The organism is Paraburkholderia haematera, from assembly GCF_905220975.1.
Classification (GTDB): Bacteria; Pseudomonadota; Gammaproteobacteria; order Burkholderiales; family Burkholderiaceae; genus Paraburkholderia; species Paraburkholderia haematera.
Map to the genome: position 1 here is coordinate 89,657 of NZ_CAJNBK010000011.1, position 14,721 is coordinate 104,377.

The following is a 14,721-nucleotide window of genomic DNA, read 5'->3' on the forward strand; positions in this document are numbered from 1 at the left end:
CCCCGGGAGGGCAGGCGCGCGGGCGGCGAGCGCAAAAAAAGCGCAAAGCGTGCCGCGTTAGCCGACCACGAACAACGGTTGGCCGTACTCGACCGCCTGGCCGTTTTCGACGAGGATTTCCGTCACCACGCCGGACTTGTCCGACTCGATTTCGTTGAGCAGCTTCATCGCTTCGATGATGCAGATCGTCTGGCCTTCCTTGACCGTGTCGCCCACCTGGACGAACGGTTCGGCGCCCGGCGACGGCGCACGGTAGAAAGTGCCGACCATCGGTGAGGTCACCACGTGGCCTTGCGGCGCGGCGACGGCCGGCGCAGCCGGGGCGCCCGCTGCAGCAGCAGGCGCTTCACCACCTTGGAACGGCAGCGGCTGGGCATATTGCGGAGCGTACGAAGCGGACGGTTGCACGTAAACCGGCGGCGCATTCTTGACGATGCGGACCTTGCCTTCGCCTTCGGTCACTTCGAGTTCGGAAATACCGGACTCCGAGACGAGGTCGATCAGAGTTTTCAGTTTACGTAGATCCATCAGGAAGCCCCTTTCAATGCGTAAAGTGCCGGCGCATACGCAGCCGGCTCAAATTAGACGTGTTTGGAATCAGCCGCGCGACGAACCGGCGGACAGCCGGTCGAGCGCGAATTCGAGCGCGTACAGGTATCCCTTCCAGCCGAGGCCGCAAATGACGCCCTCCGCCTGGTCGGAAAAATACGAGTGATGCCGGAACGGTTCGCGGCGATGTACGTTCGACAGATGAATCTCGACGAACGGGATGCCGACCCCCGCCAGTGCGTCCCGAATAGCCACGCTGGTGTGCGTGTACGCGGCGGGATTGATCAGTATGAAATCGGTTGTTTCAGTCCGTGCGGATTGGATGCGATCGACAAGAGCGCCTTCATGATTGCTCTGGAACGACGCGAGTTCGACGCCAGCGTCCGCTGCGCGGTCCGCCAGTGCCTGATCGATCTGCGGTAACGTGACGTGGCCGTAGACCTCGGGTTCCCGGGTGCCGAGAAGGTTGAGATTGGGGCCGTGCAGTACCAGCAGTCGCGTCATGGTCGCTTCTTTTTCCGTGGAATTGGGCGCACTTTAGCGCTGATTAGAGAAACTTGTCTAGTTTCCTGCGCGTTAGGATTGATCTCGGCGACCTTTCGCGGCCTCTCCGGGCGCCCATCTTCTCTCAAATTTGAGCGATTTGCGCGTAATTTCGCGCCTTTTGTCCCTATTCGATCGTCAAAAGAATGTGAAAATTAGAGCGCGTCGAGCGTCTGTTTCAGCGCTTGCGGGTCGATTTGGCCTAATTTTGTCGAGCGGATGTTGCCTTTTGCGTCAATGACGACGGTAAAGGGCAGGCCGCCCGCGGTATTGCCGAACGCGCGCGCGAGGTCGGCGCCGCCGAACCCGGTCACATAGATGGGGTAGGCTACTTTCACCTTCTGCAGGAACGCCTGCACATTTTTTTCCGAATCGACGCCAAGTCCGACGAACTGGATGCCTTTTTTTGCATAGTCGCGCTGAAGCTGCGAAAGAGCCGGCATCTCTTCGACGCACGGCCCGCACCACGACGCCCAGAAGTTGACGACGATTGGGTGGCCTTTGAGCAAACTTAGCGATTGCGGCTTGCCGTCCACGTTCGTGACGGGCGCGGTCCAAAGTTGTTCGACCGCGCTTTGTGTGGACGCGGGTTGCGCCGCATGGGCGACTTCCTGGCTGCCGTTCAGCCAATGATTGGCCAGCACCCCGCCGCCCGCTGCGGCGATTGCGACAAGCGCGCCTGCCAGAATCCGACTCGTATTCATTCCAGGTCTGTCTAATTAGTTGAGGGTGTGACGCTGCTGCTGTCGAGCAGCGCCTGAACCGCCTGCTGATTCGCCCGGGCAGTGCGGCCGCGCGCGTCGGCCCGTACCGCGCCGCGCAGGTCGTCCGTTTCGTACAGCGCGACGTGGATCCCGACCGGTTCCGCGTCGCGCCCTTCATGGGTGGGGCGCCAGAGAAAGCTCAGTGTCTCGACGTAGCCACGGCCGGCAAAATGCCGCGTCTCTGAAACGTCGTACTGAATGTTGGCGTTCAGAAAGTAGATCGCGACCTCTTTCGGGTTGTCGCAGAACACCTGAAGGTGAATATCCGAGTGCTCGCCGGCCGTGCCGCCGAGCACCGCGCCGGTCAGATATGGATTGAACGCCGCGAGCCGCTCCATCCAGTCGATCGCAATGCGGCGAAGCCGCCGTAACAGCGCCGGCTGGCTGTCGCCCTGGAAAAGCGACTGATATTCGCGGATTTCTTCTTCGATCTGGTCATTATCCGGCAGCCATTCGCCGGCAATACGGCTCTCGCCGACTACCTGCCGTGCCGCTTTACGCTTGGCCGTTGCGTAGTCCAGACCGTCTTCAGCGATCATCCGGGCAGCCGCGATGGCGATTTCCTCGCGCACGCGCTGCGGATCGAAATGTGATTTGCGAACCATCTCTCAATCATACTAGAGAATGATGACAGCCCTTTCCGGCCGGTTCGGGCCGGGTGCGTCGCCCGAGTGGGGCAGCCGGCCACCCTGGCGGCCCCGTTCATAGGGCGATTCAGAGGCGTCGGTTACAATAGCGTCCTTTGCAGACGGTCGTTTCGACCGCTCCTCTGCGCTCCCAACTCTCGCAAAAAATACGCCCGCGCGGCACGACAGGCTTATGCACATCCACATCCTCGGTATCTGCGGCACGTTCATGGGCGGACTCGCGGTTCTCGCGCGAGGCGCGGGTCATACCGTGACGGGCTGCGACGCCGGCGTCTATCCGCCGATGAGCACGCAACTCGAGGCGCAAGGCATTCGTCTGATCGAAGGTTATGACGCCGAGCAGTTGAACGGCCTCAATGCCGATCTGTTCGTGATCGGCAATGTGGTCTCGCGGGGTAACCCGCTGATGGAAGCCATCCTGGATCGCGGCCTGCCTTATGTTTCCGGTCCGCAGTGGCTCGGCGAGCATGTGCTGAACGGCAAGTGGGTGCTGGCGGTGGCCGGCACGCACGGCAAGACCACCACCAGTTCGATGCTGACCTGGCTGCTCGAAGACGCGGGTCTCAATCCGGGCTTCCTGATCGGCGGCGTGCCGCTGAATTTCGGGGTGTCGGCGCGGCTGACCGATTCGAGCTTCTTCGTGATCGAAGCCGACGAATACGACACGGCTTTCTTCGACAAGCGTTCCAAGTTTGTTCACTACCGGCCTAAAACCGCGGTTCTCAACAACCTCGAGTTCGATCACGCCGACATTTTTCCGGATCTGGCGGCGATCGAAACGCAGTTTCATCACCTGATTCGAACCGTGCCGGGCATCGGTCGAATCGTGACGAACGGTCGTGAAGACGCGCTGGAGCGCGTGCTGACGCGCGGTTGCTGGAGCGAAGTCGAGCGTTTCGGCGTGCAGGGCGGCTGGGAGACGTTGCCGGCGGAAGACGGCGTGCCGGTTGACGAGCGTTTCGCCGTCTATCACAACGGCGAGCGCGTTGGCGTGGTCGAGTGGCAGGTGCAGGGCGAGCACAACCGCATGAACGCGCTGGCCGCGATCGCCGCCGCGCGCCATGTCGGCGTGCCGCCGGCGCAAGCCGCGAAGTCGCTGGCGAGCTTCCGCAATGTGAAGCGCCGCATGGAAGTGCGCGGCAGCGTCGACGGCGTGACCGTCTACGACGATTTTGCCCATCACCCCACGGCCATCGAGACCACGGTGGCCGGACTGCGCGCACGCGTTGGCCACGAAAACACGCGCATCCTGGCCGTGCTGGAACCGCGCTCGAACACCATGAAGCTCGGCGTGATGAAAGCGCAACTGCCGGCGAGTCTGGCCGACGCCGACCTGGTGTTCGGCTACGGTGCGCCGGCCGGCCGCGACGCACTCGGCTGGAATCTCGGCGAGGCGCTCGCGCCGCTCGGCGGCAAGGCGCAGGCTTTCGACAATCTCGACGCCCTGGTCAAAGCGGTGGTTCACGCAGCGCGCCCCGGCGATCAGATTCTGGTGATGAGCAACGGCGGCTTCGGCGGCGTGCATCAGAAGCTGCTCGACGCCCTGTCCAAACGAGGCACTTCGTGATCCTTTATCTGCACGGTTTCCGCTCGTCGCCGAATTCGTTCAAGGCGCGCGTGCTGGCCGCACGTCTGGTCGAACTCGGCCGTAGCGACGAATGGTGCTGCCCGATGCTGCCGGTCTCGCCGTTCGAGACCGTGGCGCTCGCCGAATCGCTGGTGGCGGCCGCGAAACCGAACAACGTGACGGTGATCGGCAGTTCACTCGGCGGTTATTTCGCCACGTATCTCGCCGAGAAACATGGCTGGCCGGCGGTGTTGCTGAACCCGGCGGTGGTGCCGCAGCGCGACCTGAGCGCCTATCTCGGCGAGCAGCCGTTGTGGCACGGCGGCGGCAGCATTACGGTCGAGCCGCATCATCTGGACGAGCTGCGCGCCCTCGGTGTCGCTTCAATCACGCGGCCCGAACGCTATTATTTGATGGCCGCCACCGGCGACGAAGTGCTCGATTACCGCGAAATGCTTGGGCACTATCCGGGTGCGCGCACTACGCTGATCGAAGGGAGTGACCACGCGATCAGCGAGTTCGCGCAATACGTCGACGAGGTGCTGGCCTTTTGCGACGCCGAAGACGTCGAGCCGCCGGCGCCGCGCGAAGCGGCCTGACAACGCCGACGATCCAGCAGCGAGGCCGTTGCGGATCGCCAGATTCAACCCGCGGGCGCGCGAATCGTGCCGCGGATCCACTACCACGAACACGTTGCCGTGCCGCGCACGCAGTGACCGATAGCTGAACCCAATCGGGCGCGCCGGCGGATGCAAGTCAGAACGAGAGTATTGAGTGAACGTTTTCTTCGAGGAATCGGGCAGTTTCAAGGCGGGCAGCGTGCTGTCGCGCCAGGGCGATGCTTTTCAGGTCGAGTTGCCGGGCGGGCGGCGCGCCAAGGTGCGCGCGAAAGACGTGCTGATCGAATTCGAAAAACCCAGCGCGGCCGAGTTGATGCAGCAGGCTGACGCCGCCGCACAGGACATCGATCTCGATTTCCTGTGGGAATGCGCGCCGGATGACGAATTCCCGTTTGCCACGCTGGGCGCCGAGTACTTCGGCGATGCGTATGGCTCCATCGAGCGCGCGGCGCTGGTGCTGCGCATGCACGGCTCGCCGGTGTACTTTCGCCGCAAGGGCCGCGGCATGTACCAGCGCGCGCCGCAAGAGCAGCTCAAGATGGCGCTTGCCGGGCTGGAGCGCAAACGTCAGCAGGCGCTGGTGCAGGCCGGTTACGAAGATGAATTGAAAGCGGGCCGCCTGCCGGAAGGCTTCAGCGGCAGCAAGGCGCTGGCTTTGCTCACGAGGCCCGACAAGAACACGATCGAATACAAGGCGCTCGAAGGCGCGGCTGCGGCGCGCGGCATTTCGCAGGCGCGGCTGATGCTCGAGTGCGGCGGTATTCCGTCGGCACGCGCGTTGCACGAGGCAAAATTCCTCTCCGAGTTTTTCCCGCACGGCACTGGTTTTCCGCCGGTGACGGTTGGCACGTTGCCGGAAGATCTGCCGGAAGCCGAGGTCGAGGCGTTCTCGATCGACGACATCACCACCACGGAAATCGACGACGCGTTCTCCGTCGAGCATCTGGCCGACGGCCGCGTGCGGATCGGCGTGCACATCGCCGCGCCGGCGCTCGGCATCGCGCGTGGTGACGATATCGATGCGATTGCCCGCACGCGTTTGTCGACCGTCTATATGCCGGGCGACAAGATCACGATGCTGCCCGATAGCGTCGTCGAGGCGTTCACCCTGGCTGAAGGCGGCTTGCGGCCGGCGTTGTCGCTGTATGTGATCATCAATCGCGAAACGCAGGAAATCGTGGCGAGCGAAACGCGCGCGGAGCGCGTGTTCGTGAAGAATAATTTGCGCCACAACACGCTGGACGAACTGGTTACCGAAGAGGCGCTGGCCGCCGGCACGGGCGATTATCCGCACAAGGAAGACATCGCCGTGCTGTGGCCGTTCGCGCAGGCGTTGTTCGAAAAGCGTCAAACCGCGCGCGCCGGTTACGGCCTGCGGCGCGAAGTGCAGCGCAACACCGATTTCAATTTCTACGTGGAAGGCGAGCAGATCACGATCACGCCGCGCCGGCGCGGGTCGCCGCTCGACACGATCGTTGCCGAGCTTGCGATTCTCGCCAACTCGTCGTGGGGCGCGTTCCTGCACGATCACGGCGTGCCGGGCATCTATCGCTCGCAACGCGCGTTCGGCGCGCCGACCGGCCCGAAGCGCACCCGCATGCAGACTAACGCCGCGCCGCACGAAGGTCTCGGCGTCACGCAATACGCGTGGAGCACGTCGCCGCTGCGCCGCTATGTCGACCTCGTGAACCAGTGGCAGTTGATCGCCTGTGTGCAGCATGGCGTGACCGCAAAACTGGCCGCGCCGTTCAAGCCTAAAGACGCCGATCTGTTCGCCGTCGTGCAAGGTTTCGACGACACCTACAGCGCGTATGCCGATCACCAGCGCCGCATGGAGTACTTCTGGTGCCTGCGCTGGTTGAAGCAGGAGAACCGGAAGCAGGTGGTGGCGTCGGTGGTGAAGGGTGATCTCGTGCGCCTGGAAGAAATTCCGCTGCTGCTGCACGTGCCGGGTCTCGGCGTGCACGCACGCGGCACGCGCTTGCAGATGGAAGTGATGTCGATCGACGAACTGACCGTCGAAGCGTCTGTGCGTCTGTTGCACGTGCTCGACGCGCCGACGGTGACGAGCGGCAGCGAGGCTGAAGAAGCCGACGAGGGCGAAGAGGAAATCATCGACGTGGCGGATGAAAGTGCCGAAGGCGAAGCCGAGGCTCAGGCGGAAGCCGACCTCGACGGCGGTGCGGCTGAGCAGGGCGACGCCGAAAACGGCGCGGGCGCGGGCGCCGACGATGCCGCAGCCGATCAGCAGCATGTCGCGGAGCCAGGACGATGAGCGCGAATGAGTCACGTGACTGCTACGCGGTTATCGGGAACCCGGTCGGGCATAGCAAATCGCCGTTCATTCACGGCCGCTTTGCCGCGCAGACTGGTGAGCCGATCGAGTACGGCCACTTGCTCGCACCGGTCGATGCTTTCGTGCCCCACGTGAAGGCTTTTATCGAAGCGGGCGGACGCGGCATGAACGTCACTGTCCCGTTCAAGCTCGACGCCCACGCGTTCGCCGATACCCTGTCGCCGCGAGCAGCGGCAGCGGGCGCGGTGAACACACTGCGATTCGATGCGAGTGGTGTCTACGGCGACAACACGGACGGCTTCGGCCTCGTGCGCGATATCGAGGTGAATCTCGGCGTTTCGCTGAAGGGCGCGCGAATTTTGCTGCTTGGCGCGGGTGGTGCCGCGCGCGGCGTCGTGCTGCCGATGCTGGACCGTGCGCCGCACACGCTGACCGTCGTCAACCGTACGGCGGCGAAGGCGGACGCGCTCGTCGACCAGTTCGCGCAAGCCGCGCGCGACGCCGCTTGCCGGCTGACCGGCGGCAGCGCGCGAGCGATCGAAGCTGGCGCATACGACGTGATCGTCAACGCGACGGCGGGCAGTCTGGATGCTTCGTTGCCCGAGTGCGACGATCGCGCGTTCGGTAGCGGCACGCTCGCTTACGACATGATGTACGGCGCGCATCCGACGGTGTTCATGGAGCACGCGCGGAAGCTGGGTGCGCGCGGCGCCGATGGTCTTGGCATGCTGGTCGAGCAGGCGGCCGAATCGTTCTATGTGTGGCGAGGCGTGCGGCCTGACGGCGCACCGGTGCTGGCCGAATTGCGAGCGTTGTTGACGGCGCCGTCGCACGGCTAGACTGTCTTTTTTCCGGAATACGCCAACTCACCGATTCACCGACTTGAGGACTTCACGCACGATGACAGCAACGCGGCGCGCGAGCCGGCCCGGTCTAGGGCGATGGGTGTTTTATATGAGCGCTGTGGTGGCGATCGCGTGGCTTGCGACGCAGGTGTTTTACTTCGCGCAGATCGCCGTGTGGAATTATGTGAATCCTCAGTCGACGGCTTTCATGCGCTCGGATGCATGGCGGCTGTCGCAGGATCGGCCTGATCTTTCGGTGCAGCATACGTGGGTGCCGTATGAGCAGATTTCGCACAATCTGAAGCGGGCGATTATTGCTTCCGAAGACGCGAACTTCGTGAACAACAATGGTTACGAGACGGACGCCATTTTGCAGGCGTGGGAGCGCAATAAGGCCAAGGGCAAGATTGTTCGCGGCGGTTCGACGATTACCCAGCAGCTGGCGCGGAATCTGTTTTTATCCCGGGAGAAGAGTTATATCCGCAAAGGTCAGGAATTGATCATTACGTGGATGCTCGAGACCCTGATGGATAAGCAGCGGATCTTTGAGATTTATCTCAACTCCGTTGAGTGGGGGAATGGGGTTTATGGCGCTGAGGCGGCCGCGCATTATTACTACAAGACTTCTGCTGCCAGGTTGACTGCGGGGCAGTCGGCCCGATTGGCGGTGATGCTGCCGCAGCCTAAGTATTTTGACGAGCACAGGGGCTCGGGGTATCTGGCTCAACGTTCGCGTGTGATTGCGCGGCGGATGGGGGCGGCTGAGTTGCCTGACTGAGGTTTGGGTTTTTGCCTGTTCGGCGGTTGTTCGTTTGTATGCCTGCGGCGGTGGGTTTTTCTTGATGTGTTTGCCTGCTCGGCGCTTTTGGGTTGTTCGCCTTGGGGCGTTGGCCTTTCCTTGATTTGTTAGTGGTTTATTAGCGTTGCCCCTGTGCGGGGCGGCACTCACTTCTCTTTGCCTGCCGCAAAGAGAAGTAAGCAAGAGAAAGCGGCTCACACCGCTAATTCTTAAGCGGGTCCCCCGCGCAGCCACGGTAGTGGTGCATCTGGAATCCGTGTCCTCGCACATTCGGCGTGAGTGACACAGCAGTCATACCTCCGGCGGCGCTCCGCGCGCCGACACCTACTTCATAAAACCCATCTGTTCGGTTTCTCGCGCATCGCTCAACGCCGCGGCTGACCGGGGCATCTCAACGTTTCTGCAATGCGCTGGCGCTTCATTCGAAGTACGAATTCACACCTGCAGGCGCTACTACGGTTTGTCGTCGCTCGGCGCGCGGAGCGTCGCTCCCGAAACCGATGTATTTTTTTTGTCTCGCTCAGACAAAGCCGATGGTCGCCACGCACCTCAACCGAAGTCCCGAGTTTCCAACGTAGACCCGAGCGCGCCGAGGCGAAGACGATGGCCCCCACCACGCCCAAACGAAGCCTTGGTTTCCCAAGCACACCCATCCGCGACGCACGCCGTGCGGAGTGGGAGCTGATGAGCGCTTAGTCACTCACGCCTAATGTGCGAAGACACGGATTCCAGATGCACCACTACCGTGGCTGCGCGGGGGCCCCGCTTAAGAATTAGCGGTTTGAGCCGCTTTCTCTTGCTTACTTCTCTTTGCGGCAGGCAAAGAGAAGTGAGTGCCGCCCCGCACAGGGGCGACGCTAATAAACCACTAACAAAGCAAGGAAAGGCCAACACCCCAAGGCGAACAACCCAAAAGCGCCGCGCAGGCAAACACATCAAGGAAAGGCCAACACCCCAAGCAAACAACCCAAACCCAGCCCCCTGGCAAGGCACAAATCCCATTATATGAATTCAACACTCACATATTGGAGCTTTCTCAAAAACCGCCCTACAATCCAGCCAACACGCATCGCTAGCCGAAAAAAACCGGCCGCGATCAGCAGCAAGAAAAAAACCGGAGACAAGCCAAACCATGCCTAAGACCCAAAGGCAGCAACCGTATGCCTGCGCCAGTGGCAACACGCACTGCGCCGCGAGCAAAACAGGCCTCCTCTCCGGCCCCGCGCTGTAAGCGCAAAAAACTACCTGAAAGCGAATCGCCATGAACAAAGCGATGCCCACTCACGCCGTAAGCGAATCTGACGCCGATCTTGCGCCGCAGGTCGATCACGCTTCCAGCGCCGCGCCGCGGCAGGCTGCCAACGCTGCGAAGGTTTTACGCGCCAGCGTTCAGCAACCGACTGTGTCCGACGAAATCGCCTTGCCGAGCACGCTGCTCGACATCACACCGCAACAAGCCGGCACCCAAACCCTGTTGCGCGGGCTGGCGATTCTGGAAGCCGCCGCCGCCGGCGTGCGCGATCTGCGCACCTTCGGCGCCGCGCTCGGCACGACCCGCAGCACCACGCACCGGCTGGTGAGCAGCCTCGTGCAAGCGCGCTATCTGCGTCAGGTGCAAGGCGGCTATCTGCTCGGCCCGAAGCTGATCGAACTCGGCACCATCGCGCTCGAACAGATGCCGCTCACCGCGGTCGCTCGCCCGCATCTCGAATCGCTAGCCGAACAAACGCTCGACACGATCCACCTCGGCGTGCGCGACGGAGACGACGTCCTGTACATCGACAAGATTCCCGGCACCCGCGGTCTGGAAATGCGCTCGCGCGTTGGTCACCGGATGCCGCTCGCGTCGACGGGTATCGGCAAAGCCATGATGCTCGACCTCATGCCCGACGTCTGGCAGTCGCTGTTCGACGCATCGCGGCGCGCGCTCGCCAGCGTCAGTTTCAAGCCGGATAACCGTCCCGACGCACAGACCTTCATGCAACGCATGACCAACTACGCCGCCGGCGGCTACACCTTCGACCTCGAAGAAAACGAAGCGTCGATCCGTTGCGTCGCAGCGCCAGTGCGAGATGCGTCCGGCGCGGTCGTGGCGGCGCTATCGGTGGCGAGCACGATTCCTTATATGTCGCTCGAACGCATGGATGAACTGATCCCGGTCGTGCAGCGCGAAGCGCGCTCGATCTCGGAAGAACTCGGTTGGCGCGCCCCGCAGCCGGCCACGCGCAGGATCAAGCGATGAAGCATGCGGGTTCTCCCACGCCGGCAGTCAACTACGCCGCAGCCGGTGCCGTCGAAACGAACCTAGAGTACGCAGCGCTGATCGCGCTCGACTGGGGCACGACATCGCTGCGCGCCTATCTGTTCGACGCCGCGGGCAACGTGCTGGACACGCGCGCCTCGACGGCCGGCATCATGAATCTGCCGCGTAGCGCCGAGCAAGGCGGCTTCGACGCCGCTTTCGACGATACATGCCGTGCCTGGCTCGACCAGACGCCGGGCTTGCCAGTCATCGCAGCAGGCATGGTCGGCAGCGCGCAAGGCTGGGTCGAAGTGCCGTATATCGACGCGCCGGCGAATGCCGAAGCGCTCGTCGCCGGCATTGTGCGCGTAAAGGCAGCGTGCGGCGTGACGTTGCATATCGTGCCGGGCGTCCTGCAACGCGGCGAATTGCCGAATGTGATGCGCGGCGAAGAAACGCAGATTTTCGGCGCGCTCAGCGAGGACGCAAGCGCGACAGATAGTGGAAAACCTGACGATAAAGACAGCAGCAAGCGCGCGCTGATCGGCTTGCCTGGCACCCACGCGAAATGGGCTGTCGTGCAGGCGGGCCGCATCGAACGTTTTCATACCTTCATGACCGGTGAAGTGTTCGCGGCATTGCGCGAGCACACCATCCTCGGTCGCACGATGGTCACGCCCGATCGTCCGGATACCGATGCATTCCTTCACGGCGTGAACATCGCCCGCGACAAAGGTCAGGCGGGAATGCTGGCCACCGTGTTCAGCGCTCGCACGCTCGGGCTCACGGGAGAACTCTCGCGTGAACAGCAGCCGGACTATCTGTCGGGCTTGCTGATCGGGCACGAACTGGCCGGTCTCGAAGCCGTGCTCGCACAACAGCAAAACTCGCTCGCCGGGCAGCACTTGCGCCTGATCGGCAATGAAGCGCTGTGCGAGCGCTATCGCGTGGCGCTGGCGCAATTCGGCTGCACTCGCGCAGAACTGGTGAAGCACGCCACCGAGCGCGGCTTGTGGCGAGTCGCGACCCAGGCGGGGCTCGTCAATCCCACGCCGCAAACGGCGCACGCCGGCTAACCGGCAGCGCCGTCGCTCACGAAACAAGGAACCGACATGCAACCTCACATCAATCTGCCCGCCCCGTACATGCCGCACGCGGGTCTGATCGCGGCGTTCGAGGTCTGCCCACTGATCGCGATCATGCGTGGCGTGACGCCCGCGGATGCCGCCGAGCATGGTCAGGCGTTATACGAAGCCGGCTTTCGCATCGTCGAAGTGCCGTTGAATTCGCCGCAGCCGTTCGACAGCATCGCGGCAATCCGCAAGGCGTTGCCGGCCGATGCGATCGTCGGTGCGGGCACGGTGCTGCATCCGAGTTTTGTCAGCGACGTGAAGTCGGCGGGGGGCGAATTGATCGTGATGCCGCATAGCGATCCGGAGGTCGTCGGCGCAGCAAAAGCGCAAGGCATGGCCTGCGCGCCGGGCGTCGCGACGCCGAACGAAGCCTTCATCGCGCTGAAAAACGGCGCGGATGTATTGAAGATGTTCCCTGCGGAACAACTCGGCTGCCAGGTCGTGAAGGCATGGCGCGCGGTGATCGCGGCGGAAGTGCCGCTGGTGCCGGTCGGTGGGATCACGCCGGACAACATGGGCCCGTTTCTGACTGCGGGTGCGAACGGTTTCGGTCTCGGTTCGGCGCTGTATAAGCCGGGGCAGAGCGCGGCGGTAACGGCCTCGCATGCGAAGGCGTTCATCAATGGCTTGCGCATCGCCCGCGCAGGCGCGAAGAAATGAAGCGCCTCGCCGACAAAGTCGCGTTGATCACCGGCGCCGGGCGCGGCATCGGCGCGGCGATCGCATTCGCGTTCGCGCGCGAAGGTGCGGCGGTCGTGTTGGCGGAACTCGATATCGAAACGGCGCGCCAGACAGCCGAGCAGATCAAGGCGCAAACCGGTGGACGCGCGCTGGCGGTGCAGACGGATGTGACGCAATCGGCCTCGGTTCAGCACGCGGTCAGCGAGGCGGAACACGCGTTCGGCGCGCTCGACGTGCTGGTCAACAACGCCGGCATCAACGTGTTCTGCGATCCGCTGACCATGACCGACGACGACTGGCGCCGTTGCTTCGCGGTCGATCTCGATGGCGTGTGGAACGGCTGCCGCGCGGTGTTGCCGGGCATGGTCGAACGCGGCGCGGGCAGCATCGTGAATATCGCGTCGACGCATGCATTCAAGATCATTCCGGGCTGTTTTCCGTACCCGGTCGCGAAGCACGGCGTGATTGGCTTGACCCGTGCGCTTGGCATCGAATACGCGCCGCGCAATGTGCGGGTCAACGCAATCGCGCCGGGGTATATCGAAACGCAATTGACACACAACTGGTGGAACGAACAAGCCGATCCGGCCGCCGCGAAACAGGCCACGCTCGATCTGCAACCGATGAAGCGCATCGGCCGCCCGGAAGAAGTGGCGATGACGGCCGTGTTCCTCGCCTCGGATGAAGCGCCGTTCATCAACGCCACTTGCATCACCGTGGATGGCGGCCGCTCGGCGCTCTATCACGACTGACCGTAGCGAACCGCCACGCAACAGCAAGCAGGACCCGCAGCAAGAACGAGTCATAACCGATAGCCAGGTTTCACCGGACGACGCGCTGGCCGCGTGTGTCACAACCGGTACAAGAAGACGCGGCCGATACCTTCTCGTTATCAATTAGTCAGGAGACACGCATCATGAAACGAAGAATTTTCCTCACGCTGGCAGCAGCGGCGGCGGGTGTGCTCTTCAACGCGCCGGTGGCGCAAGCCGCGGATCCGGTCAAGATCGGTTTCCTCGTGAAGCAGCCGGAAGAGCCATGGTTCCAGGACGAGTGGAAGTTCGCGGAAATGGCCGCCAAGGAGAAGGGCTTCACGCTGGTGAAGATCGGTGCGCCGTCGGGCGAGAAGGTGATGAGCGCTATCGACAACCTGTCGGCTCAGAAAGCGCAAGGCTTTGTGATCTGCACGCCTGACGTCAAGCTCGGACCGGGCATCGTCGCCAAGGCGAAGGCCGACGGCCTGAAGATGATGACGGTCGACGACCGCCTCGTCGACGGCGCGGGCAAGCCGATCGCCTCGGTGCCGCATATGGGCATCTCGGCGTACAACATCGGCAAGCAGGTGGGTGACGGCCTGGCTGCGGAAATCAAGAAGCGCGGCTGGGACATGAAGGACGTCGGCGCGATCGACGTGACCTACAACCAGTTGCCCACCGCAGTTGACCGCACCACCGGTGCAACCGCTGCGCTCGTCGCCGCCGGTTTCCCGAAGGCCAACGTGATTGAAGCGCCGCAAGCGAAGACCGACACGGAAAACGCCTTCAACGCAGCCAACATCGCGTTCACCAAGAACCCGCAGTTCAAGCACTGGGTGGCTTACGCGCTGAACGACGAAGGCGTGCTCGGCGCCGTGCGCGCAGCGGAAGGCCGCGGCTTCAAGGCGGACAACATGATCGGTATCGGCATCGGCGGTTCGGAATCGGCATTGAACGAGTTCAAGAAGCCGACGCCGACCGGCTTCTTCGGCACGGTCATCATCAGCCCGAAGCGTCACGGCGAAGAAACCTCGACGCTCATGTACGACTGGATCACGCAAGGCAAGGAACCGCCGATGCTTACGCTGACGAGCGGCATGCTGGCCACGCGTGACAACGTCGCCGATGTGCGCCAGAAGATGGGCCTCGCGGCAAATTAAGCGGTTTGATTCAGCACGCGGTGACATGAAGTGAATTGCCGGCGCGTCGTTTCTCCAAGGATTGGGCGCGCCGGCAATAGCAATAGAAGATGAGCAGTTGAGACAGGCCACGCTTTGCGC

General features: G+C 62.9%; 14 protein-coding genes. 10 read left to right on the forward strand and 4 right to left on the reverse strand.

Going from position 1 to position 14,721, the window contains the following annotated elements; genetic code table 11:
- Nucleotides 1–57: 57 nt before the first annotated feature.
- The 4 genes from accB to KHO23_RS20070 all read right to left on the reverse strand — a co-directional run bounded on the left by accB (nt 58) and on the right by KHO23_RS20070 (nt 2,461).
- A complete protein-coding gene (gene accB, locus KHO23_RS20055) occupies nt 58–528 on the reverse strand; it encodes an acetyl-CoA carboxylase biotin carboxyl carrier protein (protein ID WP_211612996.1) in 471 nt (156 codons plus the stop codon).
- 69 nt (nt 529–597) lie between these two features.
- Complete coding sequence (gene aroQ, locus KHO23_RS20060; protein ID WP_211612997.1) at nt 598–1,053, reverse strand: type II 3-dehydroquinate dehydratase; 456 nt, start codon at nt 1,051–1,053, stop codon at nt 598–600.
- Nucleotides 1,054–1,247: 194 nt separating this feature from the next.
- Complete coding sequence (locus KHO23_RS20065) at nt 1,248–1,796, reverse strand: TlpA family protein disulfide reductase (protein ID WP_211612998.1); 549 nt, start codon at nt 1,794–1,796, stop codon at nt 1,248–1,250.
- 11 nt (nt 1,797–1,807) lie between these two features.
- Complete coding sequence (locus tag KHO23_RS20070) at nt 1,808–2,461, reverse strand: UDP-N-acetylmuramate--alanine ligase (protein WP_211612999.1); 654 nt, start codon at nt 2,459–2,461, stop codon at nt 1,808–1,810.
- Between the two features lie 214 nt (nt 2,462–2,675).
- On the opposite strand from KHO23_RS20070, the gene mpl reads away from it, so the two are divergent.
- The 10 genes from mpl to KHO23_RS20120 all read left to right on the forward strand — a co-directional run bounded on the left by mpl (nt 2,676) and on the right by KHO23_RS20120 (nt 14,601).
- Nucleotides 2,676–4,070, forward strand: coding sequence for a UDP-N-acetylmuramate:L-alanyl-gamma-D-glutamyl-meso-diaminopimelate ligase (mpl, locus tag KHO23_RS20075; protein ID WP_211613000.1), 1,395 nt, complete (start codon nt 2,676–2,678; stop codon nt 4,068–4,070).
- A complete protein-coding gene (locus tag KHO23_RS20080) occupies nt 4,067–4,669 on the forward strand; it encodes a YqiA/YcfP family alpha/beta fold hydrolase (protein WP_211613001.1) in 603 nt (200 codons plus the stop codon). Before mpl ends, KHO23_RS20080 begins: the two co-directional genes overlap by 4 nt.
- A gap of 175 nt (nt 4,670–4,844) precedes the next feature.
- The gene (locus KHO23_RS20085; protein ID WP_211613002.1) at nt 4,845–6,965 is read left to right on the forward strand and encodes a ribonuclease catalytic domain-containing protein; all 2,121 of its coding nucleotides are present in this window, start codon (nt 4,845–4,847) and stop codon (nt 6,963–6,965) included.
- Nucleotides 6,962–7,825, forward strand: coding sequence for a shikimate dehydrogenase (gene aroE, locus KHO23_RS20090; RefSeq protein WP_211613003.1), 864 nt, complete (start codon nt 6,962–6,964; stop codon nt 7,823–7,825). The genes KHO23_RS20085 and aroE overlap by 4 nt, the downstream gene beginning before the upstream one ends.
- A 61-nt stretch (nt 7,826–7,886) precedes the next feature.
- The gene (gene mtgA / locus KHO23_RS20095; protein ID WP_211613004.1) at nt 7,887–8,609 is read left to right on the forward strand and encodes a monofunctional biosynthetic peptidoglycan transglycosylase; all 723 of its coding nucleotides are present in this window, start codon (nt 7,887–7,889) and stop codon (nt 8,607–8,609) included.
- Nucleotides 8,610–9,891: 1,282 nt separating this feature from the next.
- Nucleotides 9,892–10,872 (forward strand): IclR family transcriptional regulator, encoded by a 981-nt coding sequence (locus KHO23_RS20100; protein WP_211613005.1) that lies wholly within the window; start codon nt 9,892–9,894, stop codon nt 10,870–10,872.
- Entirely contained in the window at nt 10,869–11,948 is a 1,080-nt protein-coding gene (locus KHO23_RS20105) for a 2-dehydro-3-deoxygalactonokinase (RefSeq protein WP_211613006.1), read from the forward strand. Before KHO23_RS20100 ends, KHO23_RS20105 begins: the two co-directional genes overlap by 4 nt.
- A gap of 36 nt (nt 11,949–11,984) precedes the next feature.
- Nucleotides 11,985–12,665 (forward strand): 2-dehydro-3-deoxy-6-phosphogalactonate aldolase, encoded by a 681-nt coding sequence (locus KHO23_RS20110; RefSeq protein WP_211613007.1) that lies wholly within the window; start codon nt 11,985–11,987, stop codon nt 12,663–12,665.
- A complete protein-coding gene (locus KHO23_RS20115; RefSeq protein WP_211613008.1) occupies nt 12,662–13,438 on the forward strand; it encodes an SDR family oxidoreductase in 777 nt (258 codons plus the stop codon). The genes KHO23_RS20110 and KHO23_RS20115 overlap by 4 nt, the downstream gene beginning before the upstream one ends.
- A gap of 164 nt (nt 13,439–13,602) precedes the next feature.
- Nucleotides 13,603–14,601 (forward strand): arabinose ABC transporter substrate-binding protein, encoded by a 999-nt coding sequence (locus KHO23_RS20120; RefSeq protein ID WP_211613009.1) that lies wholly within the window; start codon nt 13,603–13,605, stop codon nt 14,599–14,601.
- Nucleotides 14,602–14,721 lie beyond the last annotated feature (120 nt).

What these genes read in the sequence shown, in the direction of transcription:
- mpl (WP_211613000.1), top strand. Translation starts at nt 2,676, where the DNA reads ATGCACATCCACATCCTCGGTATCTGCGGCACGTTCATGGGCGGACTC.
- aroQ (WP_211612997.1), bottom strand. Translation starts at nt 1,053, where the DNA reads ATGACGCGACTGCTGGTACTGCACGGCCCCAATCTCAACCTTCTCGGC.
- KHO23_RS20100 (WP_211613005.1), top strand. Translation starts at nt 9,892, where the DNA reads ATGAACAAAGCGATGCCCACTCACGCCGTAAGCGAATCTGACGCCGAT.
- KHO23_RS20115 (WP_211613008.1), top strand. Translation starts at nt 12,662, where the DNA reads ATGAAGCGCCTCGCCGACAAAGTCGCGTTGATCACCGGCGCCGGGCGC.
- KHO23_RS20070 (WP_211612999.1), bottom strand. Translation starts at nt 2,461, where the DNA reads ATGGTTCGCAAATCACATTTCGATCCGCAGCGCGTGCGCGAGGAAATC.
- accB (WP_211612996.1), bottom strand. Translation starts at nt 528, where the DNA reads ATGGATCTACGTAAACTGAAAACTCTGATCGACCTCGTCTCGGAGTCC.
- KHO23_RS20065 (WP_211612998.1), bottom strand. Translation starts at nt 1,796, where the DNA reads ATGAATACGAGTCGGATTCTGGCAGGCGCGCTTGTCGCAATCGCCGCA.
- KHO23_RS20110 (WP_211613007.1), top strand. Translation starts at nt 11,985, where the DNA reads ATGCAACCTCACATCAATCTGCCCGCCCCGTACATGCCGCACGCGGGT.
- KHO23_RS20105 (WP_211613006.1), top strand. Translation starts at nt 10,869, where the DNA reads ATGAAGCATGCGGGTTCTCCCACGCCGGCAGTCAACTACGCCGCAGCC.
- aroE (WP_211613003.1), top strand. Translation starts at nt 6,962, where the DNA reads ATGAGCGCGAATGAGTCACGTGACTGCTACGCGGTTATCGGGAACCCG.
- mtgA (WP_211613004.1), top strand. Translation starts at nt 7,887, where the DNA reads ATGACAGCAACGCGGCGCGCGAGCCGGCCCGGTCTAGGGCGATGGGTG.
- KHO23_RS20120 (WP_211613009.1), top strand. Translation starts at nt 13,603, where the DNA reads ATGAAACGAAGAATTTTCCTCACGCTGGCAGCAGCGGCGGCGGGTGTG.